Source organism: Shewanella sp. MF05913 (assembly GCF_059758095.1).
In genome coordinates, this window is sequence record NZ_JCAYNT010000026.1 from 17,454 (window position 1) to 44,253 (window position 26,800).

Below are 26,800 nucleotides of genomic sequence, written 5' to 3' on the forward strand. Positions count from 1 at the left end.
ATTTATTTCCCTATTTTCAACGCTATACCGCGCTGAACGATAAAGTCAACTTCGCGACCGCCAAGTACTTCTACTACCGGCCAGCTGGCATCAACCATTTCTAAATAATATTTGGCTATCATGTCAAAAGAGGTACTGGCACCATTTAATGCGGCAGATTGCCCCATGCTAGACCAATTTGTACTTTGGAATAATGACTCATCACCGGGGTTGGTGTTGACGACGTTAACAGCTTGAGGTGATGCAGCTTTGGACAATCCAGATAAAAATCCAGCAGCCATCGCGTTACCCATCAGCCCACCAGACTTAGTAACAAGAGTACCGTCTATGCCATTTTTACCGTCACGGCCAACAGCATAAGCAGTTAAAGGAACCTCAATAGCTTGGTTATCCTCGGTGATACAAGATAGTGTTTCTGATCTAATAAAAGCTCTAGAAGTGGCCAGGTCACCAATTGTGGTACCTATAACAAAACATTCTCTAATATCTAATGTGTAGTTATTAGGCATTAACGCTTCTTGTTTTAGCCTGATTAATACTGGCATAGGCATCTTACTTTGTTGACCACCTGATGTTGGTGCGTCTACACCGTTTAGTAATGTACCCGTTAAAATTGAACCGGCAGATAACCATGTTGAATTATCTTCCTCTTTTTTTGGTGTATGTTTGGGTGTGCCAGCATCCGCTTTGGCATCGTTTTGTACTGTTTGAGAATTTTCTGAAACAGTGACCATTTGTACGTCCTGTTCTTCTATATGCCCGGTTTCCTTGACTGAGCGAACTTTACCTTGTGTTACAGTGCGTAATACATTCCCTTTGATTAACGGCTGACGTGTAATAATTTGCGTTTGAGGTTTTTCAACAATTTGCGCCACAGTAGCATTTGGATCATGCCTAATAACATTTGCATCCGTTGGTCCACCAGCTGCACCAATTTGTGCATTTCTGGTATTTAAAATCTCACTTCTCAATTGATTAATGACCGTTTTTTGCTGGTTAATTTCATTACGAAATTTGGTCATTTCCATTTCTATCTTTTTTTCACGCTCTTTTAGCCGATTTTCTTGCGCAAATGCTGCAACTTCACGATTTTGTGCATCGGCTGACAGTTGGTCAAATAGCTCTTTAGTTTTCTTCTCTTCCATTTGAGCTACTTCTTCAACAGAGAATAATTCTGCACCTCCGTTTTTATCCTCTAGTGCAACTGGTGATTTTGATGGTGAAAAAAATACAGGTAGTAAAAAGTAGGCGCTTGCAAGAACAAATGCCCATATGATGATTTGTCGTTTTTTAGGATCACCCCAAAACTCTTTAACCAAAACTTTAGACATTAGTTTGCCTCCCCAATTAAGCCCAACTCTTGTGCGCTGATTTGTCTACGACGGTTTGTTTTTTCCATCTTCTCGACATACAACTTATCTCTAACGATATATACCTCGGTAGACTCGCCTGGCTGCAGGATTGATTGGTCAATAAACGCCACAGCCAGTGCGTCGCGGCTTAAACACTGTTCTTCTTTGATTTGATATGCATAAGCTGTGTGGTTGTACATCACCACCACATCAATATACTCACGCGAACCGGCGTAACGCTGTGCAGTTTTCTGTCTAATAGCAACCGAACATGGCTTGGTTAGTGTTTGAGGAATTTCTACCGATTCCGTAAACCCTTGTGGAATTCCATTTTGAGCAATCGGTAATAACAAAGATTTCATTCGTGTTATGTGTGATGCTGTGCTGAGTTCTTCTTGATGCATATTAGCCAAATCATCTATCTTTTTAAGACGGTCTCTTTCTCTCTTGCGCTCAGCCATTAAATACCGTTGTTGTCCTGTCAACTTCACATCAACGTTGACCATCGCTGGCGGATTGTTATCAGGCTGAAGCACTAACGAGATTGCTGTTTCAGGCATACCCTCTTCATAAACCATGATGCCAACTGGGTTCATTGAGTTGGTTGTGAAATAGATATAACCATTGGATGCTTCGATAATCGATTCTTCGTCTGATGTTCGAACGGCCACCATGGAAAAGTTTGTTTTTATTCGATTCATTAATCCTGCTGCAATCGCTACAGCAATGTTCTCGCCAGGCTTCAGTGAATAATTTTGCACAGGTTTATAGCTGGCTTGTAGTGTAGATGCAAAACCCGATGAGCTACCTGTTGTGGACAAAGCGCGACCATATGAGTCTGTCTTTGGCGGTATATCTTCCTTATCGTCTGGAACTGCGGATTTTAATGAGTTAAAAATATATGAAACAGGACTTTCAATTTTTTTATTCTCGATTGTTTCCGAGCTCAAGCGTTGGTTTGACGTTTGTACCGGGAGCGAAAACTCATTAACTGGATCTGGCGATTCATTCGCACTGCACACCGATTGACTTAATAGCGCCGTAAATACGAGAGATAATTTAAAAATATTTTTCATTATTGAATTTCCTTAACTTCTGAGCCTGATTCTTTTAGACCTTCACGCATTTCTTCTGTTAAATCGGGGATGGTATCTGCTGCAGGTACGACACGTTGGCGAGTGTTTGGCTTGCCTGGATACTGCTTAAAATATGAAATCTTAGGCATACCGCTGGACACGGCAATTCTAAATTCATATGTCCACGTTTTAATCATTGGTGTCTGACCCGGCAAGGTGATTTCTCTCCCCCCCCAAATCCAAACAACATCCTGATATTCGTCAAAATATACGTCATCGATAGTGAAGCGCTGTTTCAGTTTTCGAGCGTTAATAATCGCTATCTGACGGTCAATTTCATCTTGAAACTGCTCACGTAGATTCGGTGTCGCGGCAGAGAGAAATCGTTCTTTTACAAAATTAATATTGTTTTTACTGATGTTGCCGATTAATTCCGCAAAAGCGATGGCGTGACCCTTTTTAAACGATGCGTTGGCCCAAGTGCCGCGCACCTCAATCACCTCTGTGACTGGTGCATTCGGCAGTACCGCCACTGCGGGTTCAAAAAAGGCAAATTTAAAAGCAAAAATCATTACACCTGTGCTGAGTAAAAGGTTTGACAAGATAATGACATTTCTTGTCGTAACTGCGTCTACAAGAGACCTTTTAATATCATCTGCATTATTTAAAATTCCCATTACTTAATGAACTCCCGTTTTAGTGGATCTGGCACTGTCACCCCAAGCTTTAATGGCATTAACCCCCAATACCAAAGAACATGCTCAACAAATCCTCTTGGATGGTTTTCAGCAAAATAACTAGTGATTTTGAAATACATGACAGCAAAAATGACCGCTTCAGGCACAGCCCTAAAGGTATAACCGAGCCCAAATGCTGTGGCGATTGGTATAAATTGATCCAATGTGAAAAACAAAACCAATAAAGGCTTATTTACTCTGTGCGGAATTCTGTAAGTGGCCATGTTACCGTCAAGAAGTTAGTGATACATGGGCTTATTTTGGCATTACTTTCATGACTTTTTATTGGGTTCAGAGGCCAATTTGGACGCTGAACGGGAAAAGACAAATAAATATCGCTTTTATATGTGAAGTTTGACTCTCAATTGAATGACTAGATTTGTTGCTCATATTGAAGCTAAATCAAGTGAGTCACTATCGTTAGCTTAAGAGACTTGAGTCGAAAGTAAAAAAGGCGCTAAAAGCGCCTTTTTAAGCAAGGGAAGGGAAGGAAGGGAACTTACACTGTCGCCGTAAGAAATATGTTGATAATAGATACTGATTGGCTTAACAACATACCGCCAATGAATGCGCCAACTGCTAAATAATAATTTTGTTTAAGGACATTGAAAAGTGCAGCAAAAAATGCCAATAGGGTGATAATTTTGCCCGGAGCGCCATCGGCCCATCCAGATAATTCTGTCCAAATAGATGTAAATGCGGTACCACCTGAGCCAGCTGTTGACTCAAAAGATAACAACGCAATGAGAAAACAAATTGCTGACAGAATAAAAATGCCTTTTTTGCTTAATTGTTTGTCATTTGCCATTGTCGGTAAAGTTAATGTGTTTTGCATGTTTAAATTCCTCAAGGTTGGTTGTTCCTATCTATCTTATAACGAGTTGATTGATAGTTCGGCTCGGTTCAGCGTCCAAATTGGCGCTTGAAAATTTTTTTTGCTACTTTTTATAGGTTTTGGATACTGGCAAATGGATTTTGAATAAATGAATTTAAGCTAAAACTGTTTTTTGAATATACCTTGTACTGACGGTTAGACATTTTCTCTAATGCTGATTGAACAGCAACAGGGTTGCTTATCGCATCAACTAATCCAATCTCCTTTGCCTCTACCCCTGACCATGCTAAGCCTGAAAATAAAACCTCATGGTCCACTTTGAGTTTGTTAGAACGCGCCTCAAGTACATCGTCTTTAAATTGCTGAAACACTGGTGCAACCAATGTTTTTTTAGCTATCTGAATTTGATCATCATTAACAGGATTCCAGGGATTTAAAATGTCTTTAAACTCGGCGCTGGTGATCGTGGTGTTAGTGACACCTACTTTTTTAGCTAAATCGCTCCAGTTCAATGTATCAAGCCTAACGCCGATGTTTCCAACTAAGGAAGCTCTCTGAGCGATAATGACATCTGCATTAATGATGGCTTGAACACATGCCGATGCGCATTGTGCAGTGATGACAGCGACAATCAGTTTTCTAGAATTTTTTTCACGAAATCCACTGGCCTTATAATTACCATCAAATAGCGCCGCAGGATTATTTATCTCTTTTAAAACCCGCTCTTTCAGTCCAGGTTTGGTTGAGCCGCCCCAATGTTTATATTGAACAATGATTTCATTGATGGTTTGTGAGTCCGTTGGTGAACCGCCTGGGGAGTTTGCCTCAATGACGATTAAATCAACATCATCGTTATTCATTGATGATAAAATGTGTGAAGCTATTTTTTTACCATTTCCGGTGTCAGTCTCTGTACCTATCTCACCATTTATGTTTACCACCGCTATATGCGGCTTGTCAGTTGAAAAAACACTCATTAGGTTACCTATTAAACCCAGCGCGATAATACTGCCAAGTAAGATGAGTTTTCCGTAATTTGTGCGTTTGTACACGGTGAAGTATTGTTTTAAAACACCTAACGCCTCTTTTGTGTGTATCTCTGACTTTGTTTCTGTATCTAGATTGCTTGTCATTCTTAATGTTCCTATGCAACTTTCATAAAATTCGAAATAGTATTTCTAAGGGCTAATCCCGTTAATAAAAGCATTAAAACGGGATACCAAGGCGCTTTCTGTCCGAGGAAATTAGGTATCAACAAGTAACAGAAAGTGAATACCAGCATATACACGATTGAGCGTGTCCAAATGCGTGAACCTTTTATGGATATTTGACGAGGTTCATACATTCGGATTTTTCTCACCATGTATCCGTCATAAATTAATGCGAAAAAAAACGGCAACATGATCCAAACCCAAAACTTCATCATTGATAGGCGGTAAACCATTTGATAAGACAGTATGTGAAGGTTGTTTACTACTCGGTTTAAGATGAATTCACCTTTGAAGTTATCGATAATCTTCTTGATTTTGTAATCACTCGATGGAAGAAGTGCATCCTCTACTGCTTGATGAAGCCCACTTCGTACATATGATTGCGTGTAATTACTTTCTACTTCATGAGTTAACATTAACCATTGGTTTTCACTGATTAATACAGATAATGCCTTCACCTCTGTTTCCATTTCTTTTTGAAATAAGCTGCTGGGCATAGCCGTGAGTATCACTAAAATGCTTACGGTGAATATCAACAAGAACAATGACAGTAACTTTGATACGCCATGGTCTTTAATGAGCTCTGACATTTTTACTCTCCTATGGATGTTCTATGAGTGAGCTGCTTAATGAATAAACCGTTTGCCGGGCTGGTAGTGGTAGACCTAGCAGATTCAGTACCCTTCGATTAAATACATGACGAGCAAGCAATAAAGAGATTGCATCATTGGATAACAATGAGCGTTTATCTATATATTCGATTTTTAAACAGTTGCATGAGTTTTGAGGTGTGGGGTTGTCTTTGAAGCAATCACACTTTTTTAACTTCTTTCTGTTGTTTTTGGAATCTTGTTTAAATTCTTCAAATGTTTGTGATATGCAGTCCCAATGAATCGATTCAGACTCATTTACCCGAAAACTCACTTTAAAGTGGGTGACTTGGTAAAGGTCATAGAGTATTGACTTAGAAAACATTGTGAATTGCTGTTCAAGACCTGCATCTTGCTCTCTATCCCATGCCAACATCGCTTTAAGTAAAATTATGTCGATGATAGGCGTGTCGTGTAAGTGCAAATATTTGCTACCACCCACCAGCTTATCGAGTAATAAAACAATTTCTTTTGTGCCTTCGTGTTGTGAAGTGATCCGAGAAATGTCCATATCTAACCCTTAATAATTGGAAGCTTACATTTAAGCTTTTGGCCATTAGATAGTCGCGCAACATATTGCAGCTTCGGTAAGTCTCCTATTAGCGTGATAGGAAACATATCTTCACGTGTTTTCGTTATGTTTTCTTTGTAACCACCAGAGAATTCAGATATGGCTTGTCCAGTTCCTGATTGGATAGAATATTGGACACCAACATCACTGATGTTTGTTTGGCCAAATTGTTTTGAGACATATTCTTGAGTTTGGATGTCGGTCACTTTCATGCTGAAAAAGTTATTACACAACCCTAAATAGCGGTCAGCTGTAGCTTGGTCAGTCATGTCTATTAAGTCTGGGATTGTTTGGGTGCTAAGAACGAACTGACACTTAGCTGCACGACCCTGTGCCAAGTTGTTAATTAAACTGTCATTGCCTGCAACAGCAGCGTGAACCTCATCCACCAAGATTGACACTCGCCGTTCTTCACCACTGCCATAGTTGTACCTATCACCTAAACATGATGATATGTCTGCCAATAACAATTTGGCTAGATGCCCTGCAGTACGTGGATCATTCATTGAGTTCAATGCGCAATAAATTATCCCTCCATCCATAATGACGCGCTTAATATCAATAATCTCTATGTCGTCACGACCGCGAATGGGTGAAAGCAATTTATCCAGTGGATTGCTGCATAGCACTTTAAATAACGGAAACACGCTTGCTAACATTTTTTGAGCATGTTCATGGTTATGTGTAACAAACTGAATAACATCGTCAACTGATGCAGCTTTTTCAGTGCTAGGAATTTTTTGAGAATAATAGTTGAGCATCCCTTCTATCGGCGTTTCGCCTAAACCCGTCATTTGACTTAATTTAGATTGTCTCCAATGCTGGCCAAAACGTAATTCATAGAATTTGCTTAACACTTTTTCTAATAACTCTGTTTTTCCTGACCGCATGTAACGATAAATCTCAGTGAGCTTTGGGCTTTCTGAGCAATAAATCATTCCGTCAGTCACTTGAGAAATAGTTTGCCAACCAAATTCAATAAAGCTGTCTGTCGCGCCGCTTCCAGATTTTAGTAGGCTTGCAATGCGTGTTGGAATTTCCGAGGGTGTTGCAAAATTTTTCAAAATATCGATTGCGCATGACTCACTCGGTCTGGCAGGGCAGAACTCATAAAACTTGTGACCAATCCCTAATGCCTCAGCTTCTTTGCGTAACCCTTGCTTTAAGCTCGTGTCATCCTTTGGATCAATAACGACAATTGAGTTCCCCATATGCAAAAAACCTGTACCCAGCAATCTTAGAAGTGTGGTTTTACCTGACCCAACTACACCTGTGATAAATGAGTGTCCGTAAAACGTGTCTTCGTTAACAATTTGAGCTGTTTCACTGCCTATAGCGTGAATCCATGTTTTACCGCCCATACTGCGGGTGTGTTTTTTGTATTTATAAACTATGGGTTTTAACGCAAAAGGGATTTCCATTTCACGTAAATCGTTCGACATATCCATAATTTGATATGCTCTTTGTGCATGTTCAGGCCCCCACTCAAAACCATTGCCTATGTAAATTTCTCGCTTATCAGTGTATTTAAAGTTTTCTGATTTCGAGTTTGTTTTCCATTTGTTGATATACCTGACGACATCTACATCTATAAACTCAATTTTATTGATGAAAAGCTGTAGTTGCTGCCTCATTTTAGGGTAGGTTGTGATTAGCTTATATAGACCTATTCCGATTAAACCTCCCGCTAGAATAGTTGGCGTATCTAGAAAGTTTGAATTTAAATCGCTTGTCTGACTAATTACGCCGGTGCATAAACCTGCGCCAATATAAACATATGCTGCGTTTAGCTCATACAATGGTCTAAACAGTGTTTCGCTGTAAGTTAAACTGCTGCGGTTATTCATTGTTTTCTCTCAACTTCCATTTTAATTCATCAAGCTCAACCGAAGTAATGTTGATGGTTATTGAGCCATCCTCAGAAACAATCGGTGTTATATTTTCGGATTTAGTGAAGCTTCTTATGTCTGTATTTTTAAGGTGAGGACATGCGCTTTTTAATTCAGCAATCAACGACTCATAAAGCATTTCTTTAGGCTTGCTCGTGTATTCATCATTTTCATCATCACAGGCCTGCAAGCTATTTTCTTCAATATCCACTGTGTTGTTGTCAATTTCAGTGTGTGAAGGAATTGCTTGTTGTTGAACTTCAACATCGCAATCCGTTGTCTCCGATGAGGTTTCGATTACCGGTTCAGTGGTTATTGCTTTATTTTCAGGTGATGGTTTGATTCTTGGTAAAGGTGATCTGTCACTCAATGATGAAGAAAATGTTTCAGCGACATCATCAGCAAGTAACACATACAAGATTTTGTCATTGTCTTTAATTAGTGTTGAAATTTGCTGGTTTTTGCTGTTGCTCTTCATTAACTTCAAAAAGCTCATAGCGTTAATAATTTGGCCTGCATTTTGATTAGATTTTTCTGTCAAAAAATCTAATTTAACTGCCACCCCTTCAGGTGATAGCCATATGTCTTCTGAAGTTCCAATTAGTTTTGATAGCGCATCATCAATTGGTTTTGGTCTCCGTTTTGATTTAATCCATGGATAGTTTGAATTCTCTTCCAATGGTTCTTCAGTAACAGTCACATCAGTTTTGATTTCAGGTTCTTGTTTTGTTTTATCTAGCTTTGTTTTGGTTGTTTTGGTTGTTTTGGTTGTTTTTGGCTTACTCAATGCCTTGTTAGGGCTTTTTGGTGTTTTACTTGTAGATGACTCACTCTCTGTTATAGAGACTTGCTGAGCCATAGATTGCTCAGCTTGTTGCACTATCGGTTTTGTGACAGATATTTTTTTGGGCGTAGTTACTTTGGTTTTGCTTTGAGCTGCAGTTGTCGTCGCTTTATCTTGAGTTTCAACGATTTCGGGTGTTGTATAACTTTCTGTTGCTGTTGCTGATGCAGAACTGATCACTGTTGCTTCGGTTGTGTCAGTTGTTGCAGGTAATGTTTGGTTTTGTGCTGGGATGACAAATGTTGCACCGTTAGCGTTATAGAGCTGGTGTACATTATTATTTTTTTTGGTGTTATATCTTAACGCACCATAAACATTCCCAGGGATAGGGTTGTCGCCAATTACAAAGTTCGGCCATTCAACTAGAATGACCGTTATAGGTGTAATTTTTGCCATTGCACCTGTTTTGTTTAATGTAAACTCCTCAATATCCGCTTCAGTAAAGTTGCCTAGATATAGGTTTGCATGAGTGCTTTTGTCGCTAACCATCGATAGAATGCGTTTATCTAAAAGGATGGAAATTAACGCCTTAGCTGAATTTGGCAGTTTTATTTCGTAGTCGAGGCATTTTTTGATTACATCATTAATTGGCTTGTCTGAAGCGATATAAATCTGATTATTGAAAACAAATATATCCCCTCCAACTTTGTTTATCTGCCAACTCGAATATAGAGAACGCATTGCGTTCACTACACCCATCGTCAATGATTTTTTTCTTGAAGAGTCGTGGAGCCATACGCGTGCATAGTCATCATATGTAGATTCTGAGTCGGCCTTTCTGACAGCGTTAAACAGGTAACCTTTGTATGAGTGATAGTGAACAAGCGTTTGCGTTATCATTGAATACAAATCGTCGTGCGAACCAAGCAGGTAATTTTTGGCCACATCGTTTAATACAAGTGGTAAAAAATGTACTGAGTTAGTTTCGTGATCGTTGTTTAATCTGTCCTTTTGATGAACGACTGTATATGAGTCGATTTTATTGCGCTTGGCCCATTCGAAAATCGTTTCGCTCAATGGGCGCCAAATATCACCGTTGGAACCAATAACTTGTACGTTTGAAATGATTTTTCCTGAATCATGTAGCAGCCCACATACCCAAGCAGCAAATTCATATCTAGGTCTGCGGGCTTGGTCCTCATCAATTAATCCCATTTCATCAAGCATAAAGCTCATTGCGAATTGAAGTGAACGAATAGATACATCCAAAGAGTGCTCTAGTAAACCTCCTATGTATTGGTGGTGATCCATTTCTGAGGCAGGAATTAAATGACAATATCCCAAATAAGCCTTAATCGTACTTTCAACAAGATCTACAAAATTGAATTCACAGCCTTTATAAATTAATCCAATGTCTCTTTCGATTATTCGAATTTTATCTTGCTGTCTACTAATTAGTGTTTCTAAACTAACAATAGGAATAGACGCCGCTTTTAATGGGTAATGTAAAACGGCATCTAATCTTTTTTCATCTTGTTTGTTAAGCTGACTATCCGATTTATCCCAAATATCAAAGCGTGACCATAAAGAATTTAGTCGCATTCTCAATTTGTACGCATGGATAGAAAGATTGCTCATTTAAATAGCCTCTGTAAGCTCAACACTAGATTGTTCAACTGAATTATCAGATTTAGTTTTTACTTCTTTTGATTCAAGAGTTATAACTTTGTCGTTACTTTTATCATTGTTAGGTTGATTGTCGTCAGGGTAAAGACTGAAAACGCCTTTTTGCAAACCTTCCAAAAAGTAAACAGGGGAGAATGCGCCGCCATTTCTTTTTCCGGGTTTTGTAACTTTAAAAATTTTGGTTGATATATTATTCAATATTAATAAGGCCTGATTTCGTGAAGACTGTTCAACTTCATCGTCAAACGTCCCCGATAATGCTATTGCCTCAATATCATCCATAATAAAATCAATTTTTGATATAATATTAATAACTTCGATATGACTCTTATGAATAATATTAATATCTAGATTCATTTGAGGGTTTTTAATATCGACAAAGCTATATCCCGGTATGACATCAGATTGCAGTGATTCGAAATGAGTAGCTAATTTCTCAATCTCTATTTCAGCGACGTTAATGATTTCGTTTTGAAACCACTCTTTTAGCATGTTGTATGTCGTCTTATTTGCTGATCTATTTGTCATTTTGAACAACTCACCAAGCCTATATAGTGAGTTATTTAATGCATCGCCAGCTTGTCCGCGCATGTGTAAAAAAACTGATTCTGATTTTAACTCAATTTGTGCGACACCTGTTTTACGACGGACTTGTGAATCAACATCTGTTTTACGGTTTGTTTGATTTGCCATAATATTCACCTTACTTAACTTAAAAGTTTAATTGTTTTTTTTAGCATAGATATTTGGTCGGCCATAACAGCCAAAGCCTTTCTCAATGCTTTAAATAATGGTTCGTATTTATCGAATAAAATTTTCTCCCATGCATTTGCTTTTTTTGAAATTGTTGTCCATGTATAACCGTCACGCTTATTTGGCTTAATCTGAACACCAGAGCGAGGATTCTGATATTTCCTGTATGTGGTTTTTTTCCAATCTAACCACTCCAGATACACTCGATGAGTAATTTTCGATTTCTTCAATCTTGGGGCTAGTCGTCCTGTGTTTACGTAGTTCGCCTCTCCAGGCTTTAGACCGGAGTTGAAAATTTGTTTATTACGCTCTCTCCATTCGTGCCAGTACCCATCTACCAATAACTGTGCACGGTCCACTAGCGCTTCGTAACACTCTTGAATGTTATCCAACGCAATTTGTAGGCTATCGGACTCAACTGACATCAAAACCTCCTTACTAAGTGAAGCTTGATAATCTCATATAGAAGGGTTGGTTTTAGCTGGTTCAGACGCCAATTAGGACGCTGAACGAGAAAATGCAAAAAAAAGCTTCCCCAAGAAAAGCTAAGGAATTGTTTCTTTTTTCCAAAGGAACTATCTGTTGGAAACGCAGTGAACTTTCCAACATTAAGCTCAGGAAAAAATGGAAAATTTGAATAATTATTAGGTTGAATTTTGAACGAAGTCTCTATAGTTCAAACGCCTGCTTAAAGGGTTAGTTATATATGTTGGAAAATACCTGCGTTTAATGGAATAGGCGTTAAGCGGGTACAGCACAATTGGTATTTTAACTTGATGGAATCTGTAATTCGTGATGTTTATATATGTTGCAAAGTAGTGTGCGATTACCAGATTGGTATGGATACCGATTTTTACCGTCAGGTTGAGGGTTATTGTGTGTTTAGCTTTTTATGTACAACGTTAGCATCGAAATTTCACACAAATCGCATTGTTTTTTCCAACTAATATGGGTTATCTTTGTGACATAAAGCACAAATTTTGAAGAATTACAAAAATAGTTGATATTTTTGTGGCCTTTTTATTTATAACTCAAACAACAGCTTAGAGTTAAGGCTCTATTTTTTATGCGGATAAAAACTCATCTTTTTACGTAGCTTTGATGCAAATCAAATATTAGTAGTTGATTACACAAACACGTGTGGTTAAAATAAATGTGCAGAATTTGTGCAGATGCTAGAGTGAAGGATTTACAATGTCGAATGTTGAAAGTTACTACAAAGCGTTGATGAAGGCTCAGGTCGGCTATTTGCTGGCATTGCATGACTACGCCTCACAGTATCCAGCTGATTGCTGCGGAGTGTTTAACCTAAAACCATCGCATTTATCTAAGCTAGTAACAACAGATAAAAAAGATTGGAGTGATTTCGTAAACGGTTTAAAAAACTGGGTTTTAACATCGAAGATGGATATTTCTCAATATAGTCTTTTTGAATATTTCTTAAGTAACTTGCTTTCTTTTGAGTCTATATCTGGCCAGGTAACTACGCGTGCTAAAATCGGGTTAATGGTAAATCCTGAAAATGATAGTTTAGATTTATTATCAAAATACCAATCAGTTATATTTCAAAATATATGTTTATGCGCTCATACAGCACCATTATTTACAAAGGGCTTGCTATTTATGAAGCAATCCACAATAGACTTGATTAATGATGTCTATTTGGAATCAAATAAAATGCATTTCATCGAACCAGTTTTTCCATTTTTTATAGTAAATGAACAAATAGATTACAATAAGTTCTTTTATATCAATAAAAAATCTGGTTCATATATTGAACAAGCATTGTTTTCAATAGCTTCATAGCTAAGGGATTAAGGTTATGACTACATCAATAGGAATAAATATAGCGAAAAATAATTTGTTAGCCAGACGTCTGCATGGGCTAGGAATGATGCCAAAGTTAATTTCTGAATTTGTTCCGGGCACAAGCAAGCTTATTCGAATATTTGGCGCATCTGATCCAAAGTTACTTTTCTCAAGAGGTTTTTCGAATAGTTGGACGAATTCATTCGACGGCTTTAAAATGTCAAATGTTCTTTTTAAAATCTATGGTGCAGTTTCTGACGACCCATCGTTGACTCGTGGGCTTAATGTTAGTTACATCGCTACCGCATGGGAAGTTGCAACTATTCAATATCCTGAGTTAATAGATAGACAAATTTGTGATATTTCAAGATTTACCTATTTATTGAAAAAAGTAGTTTCAAATGAATATTTAGTTTGTGAGTGTCAATCGAAAAATTGTTTTAACAAATTTATAATTCACGAGAGGGCTGCCCGTTCTTTCTGCTGGGCGTGTGTAGAGAATTACTCAGCTATCTCACTAAATCAACAATATGATATCAATAAGTTTGATTCTGGAGTTGCAAAAATGCCTCTATATACGTCAGATGTGACAACTACAGAACGATTTAATAGTGATGTATTTTTAAAGGCATCAAAAGCTATGCTTTTTTCGAAAAGTATGGCAAGAGTACATAATGGATATCAGGCAGATGAGAAATTAGTTTCAAATGGTTAGTTTATTTATTAGTCTTTTTTATTGAAAAAGTGGCCTCAAGTTCGATGGTCACTTTTTAATTTCTGTTCTTCAGTTATCTTAAATCGCATAGCCATTCAGAATTCCAACCTTTAATAATATATTGATTTTTCCATGCCACGTCAGTCGACCGTCTTCAATCCGCATTAAACGTCTTTATTAGTTCAAATTTCCGTTCAGCGTCCTAATTGGCGTCTGAACCAACGAAAAGTCCAGTCTTCGGTTGTTATTATGTATTTCTACCAGAGGATTGAATATGACAACTATAAAACATTTAAGCCTAATTCTGATGATGTCTGCTTGCATCCCGTGTATTGCTGTAGAACCGGATTTTTATGAACAAAGTCAACGTGGTTGGTTTTGGCACGAGCCTGCACCAGAAGCGATTGAGCCGGAATCACCAGAAGAACAGGCTCCACCAGCATCTTCGCAGCCTTTACCTGATGAGAAAATGGTTGATATTGACGTTGAATGGTTAAAAAAGAATTTACCGCAACTTCAGGCTAATGCTATCAGTAATCCTTCAACTGAGAATTTAGGCGCGTTCTATGCGGCCCAGAGGTTGATGCTTGATTACAGTTCTCAGTTTGCGACTAAATCAAGTGAATTTTTTAGAAAAGAAGCTAGTTGGTTGTCTGAAGATCATCGACGCCCTACCGACTCGTTTATGCTAAGCAGATTTAAAGAAGATGTCCTCAAAGCACAAAAACCAGTTATCGAAAAAGTAGCAGTTCAAGCAGGGGTGTGGTTCTTTTTCTCTAGTACGTGTCCATATTGCGTAAAGCAGCTCCCTATCGTTCAGTTTCTATCTCGTGAATATGGCATGAATGTTTTGTATGTATCTCTCGACGGTGGTTCTATACCCGGAATTCCTGATGATAAAGTTGTGATTGATTACGACGGCCAGGCATCACGCGAGTTTAATGTAACCGTTACTCCTACTACCTTCCTTGTCTCAAATGACGCATCTAAATTCGAACTACTAAGCAATGGCGTTTCAGCGCTACCCAAAATTCAGGATGCTTTAGTTTCAGCAGCACATAAGTATGAATGGATAGATGATAACGAGTATAAATCGGTTCAGTCTGTTAGACGCAGTAATGTACTAGATAATGGTTTGTTGCAAATAAAAGAAAGTGAGTTAACAGATCCTGAAACACTTTATAACGCTCTTCAAAGCAGAGTCGATTTGACGACTTCACCAGTTGGCACTCCAATTCGTTACGGAGAAAATAAATGAAATTATGTAAATTAAGTTTGTTAATTGTTTTAGCGTTTAGTACATCCTTTACGAATGCAGATCCAATGCAGGATGTTTTTAATGATATGTATTCTAAATCTGCACCTAGTGCCAGCGTACATGGAAATGGCCGCTACGGAGTGAATTTAGGTGGATTTTCATATCGCCCGAACATAGGACCTGCTGCACCAATCGTAAGCGCAAGGTTGCCAAATATGAATGTAGGGCCCTGTGGCGACATTGATATCTTTGCCGGCTCATTTAGTTTTATTTCTGGTGACGAATTAGCACAATTAAGTCGAGCGGTTATGCAGGGTGCGGCAACCTATGCATTTAAGTTAGCACTTCAATCGATGTCACCAATGGCGGCAGGTATAGTTGATGAGTTAACCACGTTGGTTAACGGAATGAATGAATTTAACATCGACGGTTGTCAACAAGGTGCAAAGTGGGCTGAAGAAGCGCTAGGTACTGGCAATGCCACATCAGGCACAGAAACAGGATTTGTGGCTAATCAATTAAAGTCTGTCAATGTGGCACTCGGGTTTTCACCTGATCAAAATGAAGCGCAGCATGGAGCGACTTCAAAAATGTCTGTATCTGATTTAGCCGAACAAGTAGGTACAACAATTGCGCAGAACTCACTGATCAAACCAATGGCAGAAATGAACCCTAGAGGCTTTTTGTTCGATGATTTTGGTGGAGTTAAAGAGAATGAGCTTGTATTCACTATTCTCGGCGCCACTGTTACAACGACTGATTCTTCTATGTGTACAACACCAATTGTAGGTGGAGAAAAAACATGCGTGACCTATGTTCCCGGTAAGGGAGCTGAATATTTTACAAACCTCTTTTATAACGCTGAGGCAATAGACTCTGAAAATGAAGATATCGACATCAAATATTACAAGTGTGCTGATGATGAATGCCTATCCTTAGTTGAAAGCACTGTGTCAGTAAAGCAGCTGCTACCTAAGTTACGCAAAGAAATATTTTCTATATGGAAGAAAACCTATACCGAACCCAACGCAGAATTTACTGAAGATGAAAGTAAATTGTTGTATTGGGTAGCTAGTGACATGCACTTAATGATGAAAACCTTTGGTGCTACGGACGAGTTCGGAGCCAGTTATGCTAAATACAAAGCGACTGAAGCAACGGCCGCTATTATGGACTATATGGCTTATGACCTCATTTCAAAAGTGAACACAGCTTTGACCACGGCAGAGACTAATCACAACATTGACGAAGTTTATCCCGTCGGGCTGGCTCAATCAAAAAAAGACATAAAAACATTTGAATCAAACTATGAAATGTTACGGCATGGTGATATTCAAGCGCGAATTGTGGAAAACAGAGCCAACCTTGAAACAAATCTATCTATCTTACTAAGCTCAAGTAAATAAGGGTAAATTCTATGTGGGAAATATATTCAATAGGTAATGCAACATTCCTAATAGAAGTCTTTAGAGGTATAGCAAGGTTATGGTCAACAAATGATGTTTATGTCTTATTATCGATAGGTTTACTGCTTGGTTTGATTTGGAATTCGTTGTTGTGGGCGGTGAATCAAGATAAATCACCGTTTCCTGCTAAGGGATTTATAGTATCTCTTATTTTTGTCATGGGACTGTTAGGACCTCAATCTCTTGTAGATGTTAGGATTACATCTAAAAGAGATATGTCTTTTCAAGAGGTTAACAATGTTCCTTTGCTTCCTGCGTTGGGTGGATGGTTAATCACGAATAGCGGTACAGCTGTCGCTGACTTAATGGCTCAAGCTTTTTCAATTGTTGGTGTTGCTAATACTTGGGAGGCGTTAAGTCCGATTCAACATTTTGTTAATTTGGATGAAGTTAATTACACTGCTGCGTGTACACCTACCACAGACAAAAGCGTTAACGTATGCAGTTCATTCCGAACTTATTTAGAAGATTGCTACACAACTGCAAACATGATCTCACCAGAATCTGTACCGTCTATCGATGCAGTAATGGATGCCACTCCGCGAGACATAATGTCACAGTTAAAGGTAACCAATCCTAAAATATATACTACTAGCTACTTGGTTGCTGGCACTCCTGAAGGTGAACGACTTACCTGCCCTAATGCATGGACTAAACTCGATAGCATGATGAAAGGTTCTGTATTTCAGGATAATTTGCAAAAAAGATTGATCACTCAAGGTGCTGATTTAGATAAGGTAAGTGTTTTTCTATCACAAAACTCAATGCAGGGTACACTTCCAAATGCAGAGTCATCACTAGAGCTGGCCAATGCCGCTTTCCTTAAAAGTGTTTTTATGGATTACTTTCCAAATTCAGAGTATGGACAGCAAGTTTCAAGAGCCATGTTCGATACAGTCAGGCAGCGCCAACTTGCTAACGCGACAAAAAAAGAATATTGGATGGAAAATGCTGAAGTAATGCAATCATTCTTTGAAGCATTAACGGTATTTTTAACTCCTTTTATTGGCTTGGCACTTGCTGTTTCTGGTCAAGGATTAATGGCTGTTGGTCAATATTTTGCGGCATGGGTTTTTGTTCAATTGTGGTCAATCATGATTGTTTTAGTGAATTTATTTACTGCATTGGCAATGACAAATCGATTTACAAATGCAGTTGCTGCAGGAAAGAGTCAATTTAGTCTTTCCGCGATAGATAGCCAATTTGCAACGGCAAATAGTTATATCAGTATTTCAGGGATGCTTTACACTTTTATACCCGCAATTTGTGTGTTTGTTCTCTACCGGGGTGTTCATGCAATGCAAGGTATGGCGAAACAAGCAATGGCAGATCCAAGTATTGATTCTAAACGTCTTTCACCTGACACCGGGACGTCGATGCAAAATGGCAATGCTCATTTTGGTAACCATACAAGTGAATATCAAAATAATACGGGTGAATTTTTCCGTGGTGATAGCATGGTTAAAACATCCATGGGAAGCACTAACGTTGGCCAATCCGCAAGTGCGGGACTTACTGCCGGTCAGCAATCATTAAATAGTCAAGCAGCGTCTAAGGCTGCAAGTGCGCAAACCGCTCTCAATGATGTGTTTAGTAATAACCAAGGTGCGGGATTGAGCTTTAATGACACTCAAACCACTTCATTTACAGCTTCTAATGCTTCTGAGTGGGCGTCATCAGCCGCAAAAGCCATTTCTGACACAGGGATAATGTCTTACAAAGAAGCACAACAGTTAGTTGCAAGCGGTGCAATCGAATTAGATGCCGGTGGGCAACTTAGTTTGGGTGGAAAATCTAGTGGTGGCTCAGGAATGTTTGGATCTTTAGGTGCTAAATTTGGCGCTGACCTAAAAGCATCAGTGGGCTTGGGTACAAACGCAGATCAAACAACTCAACAAAACTATCAACGGAATTTACAAAATGCTCAGAATCAATCCGAAAAGATTAACGCGAATTTATCCAAAATTCGTGCAGGCAGTGAGGTGCTGTCTGCATCTAGCATAGATGGATTTCAAAAGAGCGTTCAAGAAGCGGCGTCTTATTCAAGACAAGCACAGGCACTCACACAGCAAAGTACCGCGCTCAGTGGTCTGTTGACCGATTCAAAGCAGCTATCGAGAACACAAGAAATTGATAACTCAGCGATTAGTAATCAATTAAGAAATCAGAGTATTGCAAGTTTTATGACTAGCCAAAACCCAGATTTATGGGACAGGATTAAAAACACTACAATTGACGGAAAGTCAGGTGATGAATACTTGAAAGAACGTGAATCTGCTCATTTAAAAGAAACATCGGGTAAATCAGTGAATCCAGGTGGTGATGCTAGAGCGTTAGCGTTAATGGATTTTGTGAAAGCAAATGATGCAATTGATATCGATCCAAATAAAAACGGCATTGATACGAGCAAAGAAAAGCAAGATGCTCAAACGAACAGGGATATTTTCAAAACATTATCGAATGTTGGTGTTACAAATGCCGGATCCGCATCTGAATTTTATGACAAGCAAGCAAATGTATTGGCCCAAATTGAGGCCGGTAACAAATCATTTGATGAAAAAAATGCGGAGCTGAGCCTTGCTGCACCAGCTATTCCTTCTGCATCGAACTTTATCAATGACGCTGGTGATCTCAAAACTTCCACTGCTTCTAATATCGATAATGGCACTAAAGAAGCCAAAGGCGCACAAGAGAGAGCTGAGCAAGCAAAAGATATTGATATGCCCGGCATTAAATCAAGTGGTGAGAAATTAACAGGTGGTGAAATTCCAAGTGTGTCTGCTACTGGTGTAAAAGAACTAAACAAAAATATTAATGAACTGAAAGACAACCAAGATTCTAATCAAAGCACTCTTGGTTTAGCCAAAAATGTTATTCCTGCCGCAACTGAGGTGATTAAACCCGGTGGAGCAGCTGCATTCAACAATATGGTCGAACAGAAAACGTTGGCTGGCGAAGATATTTCTAGTTATAAGCCAGAATATGCACAGGGTATTGATGCTCTAAGTCATTTAGATGAAGTAAAAACAGGTTCGATGAATGATAGGTTGACGTCAAGATATGATGATAAAGTTGAAAGTGCGCAAAGTATGATTTCTGTCCTAAATAATGACAAATTAATGACTGATATTCTTGGGAAAAATGAAAGTGGCTCTTATGGTGAAGGGACTGAATCAAGTAAGAATAACTTCGATAAAAACACGTTAGAAATGCTTTCTAAAGGTGCAAACTGGCTTCAGGACTACAAGAGTGACGCGGCTGAAAGGCCCTCAAATGAAGAGAGTAAAACTCCTGCTATCGATGAAGCTATCAAGAGATCGGAATCCGAAAAAGGTGATGGTGTTGCAACATACTTATCAGCTATGCAAAATCTTGGGTTGGCACGTGAAGCAGATAAGGAAAGTGATGGCAAAGTATTTAGTTCTGCAACCGAAAAAGCTGCAAGTGATCTTTCTAAGGTATTAGAAAAGCAAGAAACTGGAGGTAATAGAAATTATTTGCTTGCTGAAGTTTCTGGAGGCACAGAAATTACAAGCGGCTCATTTTGGATACCTTCAGGCGATAGAGAATCAACACGAGACGAGATATCCACTAAATTGGATCATATGGAGAAAATTGCCTCACGTATGGACCATATGCTGACTCCAGAGCAAAAAGAGTATGTTTCTGATTTTGTTAATGATGCAAGAAGTAGAATTAAAGAAGATGTTGGTGATCGTCCAGGACAGGATATCGGTGGTAAGGATGATGGTTACTTAAGTTTTGTTGGTTCATCTAGCGCTGACAGTAAAAATGAAACAAGTGTGAATGTTGATAGATCATCTTCTGCTACACCAGCTGCCAGTGAACAAGGCCAGAGTAATGCCAGCGTAGCTTCGGCTCAAGTAGCAAGCAATGGGACTCAAGGTAATATCACTGCATCTTCTGCTACACCATCTGCCAGTGAACAAGGTCAGAGTAATGCCAGCGTAACTTCGGCTCAAGTAGCAAGCAATGGGACTCAAGGCAATGACGCTGCTACACCAGCTGCCAGTGAACAAGGTCAGAGTAATGCCAGCGTAGCTTCGGCTCAAGTAGCAAGCAATGGGACTCAAGGTAATGACGCTGCTACACCATCTGCCAGTGAACAAGGCCAGAGTAATGCCAGCGTAGCTTCGGCTCAAGTAGCAAGCAATGGGACTCAAGGTAATGACGCTGCTACACCAGCTGCCAGTGAACAAGGTCAGAGTAATGCCAGCGTAACTTCGGCTCAAGTAGCAAGCAATGGGACTCAAGGCAATGACGCTGCTACACCAGCTGCCAGTGAACAAGGTCAGAGTAATGCCAGCGTAACTTCGGCTCAAGTTGCAAGCAATGGGACTCAAGGCAATGACGCTGCTACACCAGCTGCCAGTGAACAAGGCCAGAGTAATGCCAGCGTAGCTCCGGCTCAAGTAGCAAGCAATGGGACTCAAGGCAATGACGCTGCTACACCAGCTGCCAGTGAACAAGGTGAGAGTAATGCCAGCGTAACTTCGGCTCAAGTAGCAAGCAATGGGACTCAAGGCAATGATGCTGCTACACCAGCTGCCAGTGAACAAGGCCAGAGTAATGCCAGCGTAGCTCCGGCTCAAGTAGCAAACAATGGGACTCAAGGCAATGATGCTGCTACACCGGCTGGAAGCGAGCAAAATGTAAATATTGATAACGAATCAGAAGCAAAGCAAAGGGAAAATGAAAGTGTAATTAATTTTTCTAACGCTTCAGTGGGCGGAAGGGTGTAATGTAAATAAAATGGTTTGTAGAAATCCCATCACGGGATTTCTACAAAATTAAATACAATGAATAGATTTTTGTATAAATTTACTACTTAAAACCAACAAATATAAAACGCCAAAAACTTATCTTTGAATTAGGATTAGCTGATATGTAGTCACTCTTATAGTGGGTTTGTAGATCAAAAGGGATACTTGACGGTCTTTCGTTGTCTCTACACCATTTACGCCAGTCAGTTTGAGTTTTCAAATTTAATGAACGAGTAAAATTTAGCAGCTCATCAAAACCAACATACCTTTCAACATTAAGAAATTGAGACCAATTACTGAATCCTTGCACCTTTGATATATATAATGGTGCGTCTATCCGATTCGTAGCAACCGCCATTCGCCACTCTTCTCGAGTTTTGATCCCCATTTCAATAGCAATTTTTTGAATTTGCTGAAGATCTATGTTGCTACTCTTATGCTTAATACCTGTAAATTCATTCCATCCAGCCCATTCCTTTTTGTAAAAGACGCTTGGTTGATATGGTAATTGCTTTTTTAAATCAACAGAACTCTTCCTGAATCTTGTGTATTCTTTGGCGGTGAATATCCCAAACTCCATAATCAGTTCTTTAGCTTCTTGATAAGATAATTTGATAAAAACTCCGAAGCGAGAAAGGTTATAGATTGATTATAACTAACTTTATTATAAGATTTAAATAACTTAACTTTAATTTTTTTAAAGTAAGTCCTACTTAACTAAAGTAACTAAGTGTATTAGCTTATAAATCTATGATTAGTCCTGTTTTTTCGCCATCAGCATAAAGCTCATACAACGCTTCATTATCATTTGAACGAATCCACTTTACCGAATTTTCGTCACGCAGAGCGGAGTGTGTTTTCAATAAAATGACATTAATGAAACATCGTTCTATCATTAATTTCTGTTCTTTAACTCTGATTTTGATTTTATAACCTACAAATAGGAAAGGTATAAAAGTTACGAGAAACCAATGATAAGGTAGATGGTACTGATAAATATTATAGTTGATAATAGTTATCAATAAACAAATTACAAAAGGAATAGTAAACGCGATTACGCTTATCCTAAATAAGCTATATCGAAAGAATACATAGTAAGATTCGGTCATTCACTTGCCTCATTAAATCGATATGACATATCCAAAATGGTATCAACGTTGCTTTTTAGGCTGTTTTTATTAAGTAACATGGTTTTGCCAACAATAACTTTAGAGTTAATTAGGTTAAGAAAACGTTGGTTGTTACTTGTAATTTTTGACTGTAAAGTCTGCATCTGAGTGTTATACAGGCTGTCAATATAGCGTTTTTGCTGTGACACCTTTGGTTCTTCTATGACGTATGATGCAACCATAAACAATTGTCTATCATCAACTTTTACTCCGTTTGGTAGCTCGCTTATTGATGGAAAAACAAGTGTCGTAGCAAGTAAGAATGTGATCATAATATACCTCTATTTTTCAGGCACAGCGTACCAAGATTTTCGAGTGTTAATTAATGTGTGTGCAACTTCTTTAAATTTAACCATTTCACGATGATAATCAGTCAGAATATTAGTTTTCTGTGGTGGCTCCCCAAATAAAATAACTGGCAATGTTGCATTGTATGTGGCCACTTTTTTATTTGATTTCCCATTATTCGAACGAGTCCATAAATCAACAAACGGTTGTGTTCTGGTTTGGTTTATTTCGACAATCCGATGATTATTAGGTATGTGATTAAGGTGTTCTAATTCCTTTTGGATCATATCTAACTTTTCATCACGATGAGCCCAAGCATATTCAAACGTTGGATTATCTTTTGATTTTTCTAAAATAATTTTTGCTTCTTCAATAGTAATAACCTTATGAATTGATTTGTGTTGCCAATAAAAACTAACAGTGTGTATAGGGATATCACAACTTCTAATATTCCTTGTTGCAGATAAAAGCACTACGTTTTCTATTAATTTGTGTAGGTTTTTATGTGCACTTTGTCTTCCTGAATACCCAGCTTTAACAGACAAATGAAACTCTGCTTTACGTCTATTGATTTCATCAATATACAAGTTAACTTCACGCTGCATAGTCTCAGGAAGCACTATATATCCAGGGTATCGGTGAGCAAGATAAGTGCTGTATGTTATAGCGTCGAGTTTCATCGTCGTGAATGCTTTCTGTAAAAAATCTAGACCTTCATCGTCATTACTAAAAATTTTGATGATGTTTATCGTTTCTGGATCTACTTTGGCATCTTCAATTTTTGTTAGAGGCAGTTGATAAATCTGTTGTTCAATAACAGAACCTTTTAGCATCTGCGAAAACTCTACCAGCATGTTTTGCAACTGATGGAAGTTACTTTTGATTATAGAATTTAAGTGCGCTCGATTACTCATTAGGCTACCGCATACTGACCACTAATTTTGTATTTATACTCTTTCGTTGAGATAGTTTCAACAACTTTAGAATCAATGACATCAATTAAATGAATAAAATTTGACCTAAATTAAATAATTTTGGGTGTAAATGCGTAAAATCCCTGCAATTAAATTAACTAACCTTCTATAAAATTTAACACGTCCTAAATAGCCTCTGAACTGAGCTGAAACAGCTAGCTAAAGAAGTATTATATGTTCATCAACTTGGAGGTGTTTATGACTGAATTTCAAACTATTACCGTTCTTTATTATGACGATGAAATGTTGTTAGAACTGAAGTCTGTAGTTATCAGTAATTGTGCGGTAGGCCATGGAGGTAGAGTCATTATTCCAACTGAAATAAAGGAAGGAAAATTAATCATTGCGGTACTTCAAGGGGAGGTTACAGTTTTAAATACTCTTGGTGAGCGCGCAGCAAAAAATAATATGGTTGCATAAACAGATTTTGAGGGGTTTTCTGATGTCTATGGCGTTAACAGTAAATAGCTGTACAAATGATATTGTTAATATTATCAGTAAATTAGAGCTAGTCGCTTCTGAGTTTGCATTTAATTTAGAGATTGTTCAATTTCACGACGTACTGGAACTGCATGGTATTCGAGAAGATGAATTTGAGAAATTTTATTTAGAACTGACAACGTTTTTAAGTCATTGTCATTTTACTATATCAGATAAAACCATCATCGTTAATGCAAAGCACGCGCACAGACTTTTGACAGATTGCAATTGTCCTGGACCAACAAGACAACTAAAGTTATTATCTGATTGCTATGAATGGTTAATGCCATTGTCTACAAAACAAGTCTTTTTAGAATAATTGAAAAGACTCGTTTTGCTACACTCTTCAGAGTTCGATACATCCGACCTTCGCTACTCCATTTTATCCAGCCCAAGAAAAATCATATAAGATAAAAAATGGGTGCCCCATTTTTCATGGTATCAATTTTCATTTTTTTTACTCTTAACTTTGTATAACTGTAATTATGCAAAGTTAAGATTTACTTTAATCTCATTTAGTATTATGGTGCACCCATATTACAAAATTAAATGTTTTTCTTGGTAGCTAACCAGATTGACGCAAAATTGGAAATTAGTGATTTTTGGCTTAAAGGACAAAATATGTCGGTTGAAAAATACATCGCTCCACAGTGGCGATATGATTATGTTGAACCCAAAGGAAAGCGTATGCGTCTGCTTTCTGTTGATGAAGTTCAAATTTCTTCTCGATTACTGAATAAACACATTCGGTTTAGTAATGGCTCCATTCAACCGGAACGTTATAAGCCTAATTTCAGAAAACACATGGAGTACGCCGATAAAATCTGGTTATCAGCGAGTAGAGCTATACGTAATATATCATCTTTACCAGAAAATGATGTCCATCATTATGAAATGGATGCATTAAATCAGGATTTACAGCTTATCTTTTCTGATGCCGGTTGGCGTTGGATCCGAAAAGAAATCAGCCAGTTAAAAAAACGTCAAACTAAAACTCGATTTGAATTATCTGAAGATCTAGTTAAAAAGCTCAAAATAATTATGGCCAGAGAAAAACTGACCACTTTTGATGCAGTCATTGATTATCTGGTGACACTCGATAAGGATTTAAGGTCGGATGAAGAATAACTCAGTGTTTTTCTATATTGCTGACTATCTTGAGGATGAATAAAGGAGAAAATGATGCCATCATTGACTAAAAATCAGAATTATTCTGTTAAACTGAGTTCTAAGCCAGATATTAACCCACGCAAAGTCAATGACTTACTTCTTGATGATGTCTCTATCATGCAAAATGAGTTACGATCATTGCTCGACAGTGATATTGAAACGGCTAATTTTGACCGCATTTCAGAATTAATTTCAATGTTGTTGCATGACTTTGAATTGTCATCCAGTGACATGAAAGCGAACACCTTGAAATCACTTAATCAGAATTGGTACCAATTCTGTAAATGGTGTACAGGTGTGTCCATTGTCCCAATTCCATGCTCTGTAGACCATTTTAAAAAGTACATCCTTGAACATTCAACACGAGTAAAGTTTAATACATTAAAAGTCTACTCTTGGGCTGTTCAAACCATGCATTTGGCCGCAGGCTTACCGTCGCCTACTGAATCATTAACAATCAAAAAAATGTTTGAAAATATAGAAAGTAGCAAGCTGACGGATGGTGAGTTTACGACCCAGGCATCTGCATTCAATGAGGCTCACTTAGAAGTCTTAACCCAAGTGTTTTCACAAAGTAAGAAACTAATAGAGTTAAGAGATTTAGCTTTATTAACAATGTCTTATGAATCTATGTTGCGTGAGTCAGAGTTGGCTAGAGCGACCTTTGAACAGATAAGCTTTACCCGTGATGGTAGAGGTATTTTGCTGGTGCCTATCACCAAATCACGTCATTCAGGTGAACCAGATAAAGTTATTTTAAGTTTACGATGCTTGGACTTGATTGATCATTATGTGACGTTAGCGGGGATTGAGCGAACCGGTTTAATTTTCAGAAAAGTCCATAAATCGAACAAAATTGGGGTTCAAAACAACCCATTATCAGGGGTGGCGATCGATAACATTTTTCAGAATGCCTTTAGTGTTGTGTCGGAATACTCACCGGGTCTTGTTCGAGGATGTGTTCCTTGGAGTGGCCATTCTGCCCGTGTAGGTGCGTGTCAAGATTTGCTAGCTGCAGGGTATTCACCTTTACAAGTTCAAGTTTCTGGCCGTTGGAGTTCGCCGGCAATGGTTTACCGATATGGTCGTGACATTCTTGCGGAAGATGGCGCAATGGCAAAATTCAGATCAGATAAAAAGTAG

General features: G+C 38.3%; 24 protein-coding genes. 9 read left to right on the forward strand and 15 right to left on the reverse strand.

Annotated features, from left to right (window positions below):
• Positions 1 to 2 precede the first annotated feature (2 nt).
• From AC19MV_RS20710 to mobI, 12 genes are all read right to left on the reverse strand, one after another.
• Positions 3 to 1,331, reverse strand: coding sequence for a TraB/VirB10 family protein (locus tag AC19MV_RS20710; RefSeq protein ID WP_432339059.1), 1,329 nt, complete (start codon positions 1,329 to 1,331; stop codon positions 3 to 5).
• Positions 1,331 to 2,428: a TraK domain-containing protein gene (locus AC19MV_RS20715; protein ID WP_182771445.1), complete on the reverse strand. Its 1,098-nt coding sequence runs from the start codon at positions 2,426 to 2,428 to the stop codon at positions 1,331 to 1,333. Before AC19MV_RS20715 ends, AC19MV_RS20710 begins: the two co-directional genes overlap by 1 nt.
• Complete coding sequence (locus AC19MV_RS20720) at positions 2,428 to 3,105, reverse strand: TraE/TraK family type IV conjugative transfer system protein (RefSeq protein ID WP_182771446.1); 678 nt, start codon at positions 3,103 to 3,105, stop codon at positions 2,428 to 2,430. Before AC19MV_RS20720 ends, AC19MV_RS20715 begins: the two co-directional genes overlap by 1 nt.
• The gene (gene traL, locus AC19MV_RS20725) at positions 3,105 to 3,389 is read right to left on the reverse strand and encodes a type IV conjugative transfer system protein TraL (protein WP_182771447.1); all 285 of its coding nucleotides are present in this window, start codon (positions 3,387 to 3,389) and stop codon (positions 3,105 to 3,107) included. Before traL ends, AC19MV_RS20720 begins: the two co-directional genes overlap by 1 nt.
• Before the next feature lie 275 nt (positions 3,390 to 3,664).
• Complete coding sequence (locus AC19MV_RS20730; RefSeq protein ID WP_182771448.1) at positions 3,665 to 4,000, reverse strand: hypothetical protein; 336 nt, start codon at positions 3,998 to 4,000, stop codon at positions 3,665 to 3,667.
• Positions 4,001 to 4,110: 110 nt separating this feature from the next.
• The gene (locus tag AC19MV_RS20735) at positions 4,111 to 5,133 is read right to left on the reverse strand and encodes a S49 family peptidase (RefSeq protein WP_182771449.1); all 1,023 of its coding nucleotides are present in this window, start codon (positions 5,131 to 5,133) and stop codon (positions 4,111 to 4,113) included.
• An 11-nt stretch (positions 5,134 to 5,144) separates the two neighbouring features.
• Positions 5,145 to 5,801 carry an IncC plasmid conjugative DNA transfer DtrJ family protein gene (locus AC19MV_RS20740; protein ID WP_498309829.1) on the reverse strand — a complete coding sequence of 219 codons (657 nt, stop codon included), beginning with the start codon at positions 5,799 to 5,801 and terminating at the stop codon, positions 5,145 to 5,147.
• A 10-nt stretch (positions 5,802 to 5,811) separates the two neighbouring features.
• Positions 5,812 to 6,372, reverse strand: coding sequence for a hypothetical protein (locus AC19MV_RS20745; protein ID WP_182771451.1), 561 nt, complete (start codon positions 6,370 to 6,372; stop codon positions 5,812 to 5,814).
• A 2-nt stretch (positions 6,373 to 6,374) separates the two neighbouring features.
• Entirely contained in the window at positions 6,375 to 8,279 is a 1,905-nt protein-coding gene (gene traD / locus AC19MV_RS20750; RefSeq protein WP_432339061.1) for a conjugative transfer system coupling protein TraD, read from the reverse strand.
• On the reverse strand, positions 8,272 to 10,743 hold the full coding sequence (gene mobH / locus AC19MV_RS20755) for a MobH family relaxase (protein ID WP_498309830.1): 2,472 nt from the start codon (positions 10,741 to 10,743) through the stop codon (positions 8,272 to 8,274). The genes traD and mobH overlap by 8 nt, the downstream gene beginning before the upstream one ends.
• Positions 10,744 to 11,484 (reverse strand): hypothetical protein, encoded by a 741-nt coding sequence (locus AC19MV_RS20760; protein ID WP_182771454.1) that lies wholly within the window; start codon positions 11,482 to 11,484, stop codon positions 10,744 to 10,746. It abuts the gene before it with no gap.
• Positions 11,485 to 11,498: 14 nt separating this feature from the next.
• Entirely contained in the window at positions 11,499 to 11,969 is a 471-nt protein-coding gene (gene mobI, locus AC19MV_RS20765; protein WP_182771455.1) for a conjugative transfer protein MobI(A/C), read from the reverse strand.
• Between the two features lie 769 nt (positions 11,970 to 12,738).
• On the opposite strand from mobI, the gene AC19MV_RS20770 reads away from it, so the two are divergent.
• The 5 genes from AC19MV_RS20770 to AC19MV_RS20790 all read left to right on the forward strand — a co-directional run bounded on the left by AC19MV_RS20770 (position 12,739) and on the right by AC19MV_RS20790 (position 21,555).
• Complete coding sequence (locus tag AC19MV_RS20770) at positions 12,739 to 13,350, forward strand: hypothetical protein (protein WP_432339064.1); 612 nt, start codon at positions 12,739 to 12,741, stop codon at positions 13,348 to 13,350.
• Between the two features lie 16 nt (positions 13,351 to 13,366).
• The gene (locus AC19MV_RS20775) at positions 13,367 to 14,068 is read left to right on the forward strand and encodes a hypothetical protein (RefSeq protein ID WP_432339065.1); all 702 of its coding nucleotides are present in this window, start codon (positions 13,367 to 13,369) and stop codon (positions 14,066 to 14,068) included.
• A gap of 274 nt (positions 14,069 to 14,342) precedes the next feature.
• Entirely contained in the window at positions 14,343 to 15,326 is a 984-nt protein-coding gene (traF, locus tag AC19MV_RS20780) for a conjugal transfer protein TraF (protein ID WP_432339066.1), read from the forward strand.
• A complete protein-coding gene (locus tag AC19MV_RS20785; protein WP_498309831.1) occupies positions 15,323 to 16,732 on the forward strand; it encodes a conjugal transfer protein TraH in 1,410 nt (469 codons plus the stop codon). The genes traF and AC19MV_RS20785 overlap by 4 nt, the downstream gene beginning before the upstream one ends.
• An 11-nt stretch (positions 16,733 to 16,743) precedes the next feature.
• Complete coding sequence (locus AC19MV_RS20790; protein WP_498309832.1) at positions 16,744 to 21,555, forward strand: conjugal transfer protein TraG N-terminal domain-containing protein; 4,812 nt, start codon at positions 16,744 to 16,746, stop codon at positions 21,553 to 21,555.
• Between the two features lie 82 nt (positions 21,556 to 21,637).
• Here AC19MV_RS20790 and AC19MV_RS20795 read toward each other — a convergent pair whose 3' ends face one another.
• From AC19MV_RS20795 to AC19MV_RS20805, 3 genes are all read right to left on the reverse strand, one after another.
• Positions 21,638 to 22,156 (reverse strand): hypothetical protein, encoded by a 519-nt coding sequence (locus AC19MV_RS20795; protein ID WP_498309833.1) that lies wholly within the window; start codon positions 22,154 to 22,156, stop codon positions 21,638 to 21,640.
• Between the two features lie 525 nt (positions 22,157 to 22,681).
• Positions 22,682 to 23,017, reverse strand: coding sequence for a hypothetical protein (locus AC19MV_RS20800; protein ID WP_498309834.1), 336 nt, complete (start codon positions 23,015 to 23,017; stop codon positions 22,682 to 22,684).
• 9 nt (positions 23,018 to 23,026) lie between these two features.
• Positions 23,027 to 23,947, reverse strand: a complete 921-nt coding sequence (locus tag AC19MV_RS20805; RefSeq protein WP_498309835.1) for a DNA replication terminus site-binding protein — start codon at positions 23,945 to 23,947, stop codon at positions 23,027 to 23,029.
• 258 nt (positions 23,948 to 24,205) lie between these two features.
• Between AC19MV_RS20805 and AC19MV_RS20810 the strand changes: the two genes are divergently transcribed.
• From AC19MV_RS20810 to AC19MV_RS20825, 4 genes are all read left to right on the forward strand, one after another.
• On the forward strand, positions 24,206 to 24,427 hold the full coding sequence (locus AC19MV_RS20810) for a TIGR02922 family protein (RefSeq protein ID WP_498309836.1): 222 nt from the start codon (positions 24,206 to 24,208) through the stop codon (positions 24,425 to 24,427).
• A gap of 22 nt (positions 24,428 to 24,449) precedes the next feature.
• Positions 24,450 to 24,806: a hypothetical protein gene (locus AC19MV_RS20815; protein ID WP_498309837.1), complete on the forward strand. Its 357-nt coding sequence runs from the start codon at positions 24,450 to 24,452 to the stop codon at positions 24,804 to 24,806.
• A 302-nt stretch (positions 24,807 to 25,108) separates the two neighbouring features.
• On the forward strand, positions 25,109 to 25,615 hold the full coding sequence (locus AC19MV_RS20820) for a hypothetical protein (RefSeq protein WP_498309838.1): 507 nt from the start codon (positions 25,109 to 25,111) through the stop codon (positions 25,613 to 25,615).
• 51 nt (positions 25,616 to 25,666) lie between these two features.
• Complete coding sequence (locus AC19MV_RS20825; RefSeq protein WP_498309839.1) at positions 25,667 to 26,800, forward strand: tyrosine-type recombinase/integrase; 1,134 nt, start codon at positions 25,667 to 25,669, stop codon at positions 26,798 to 26,800.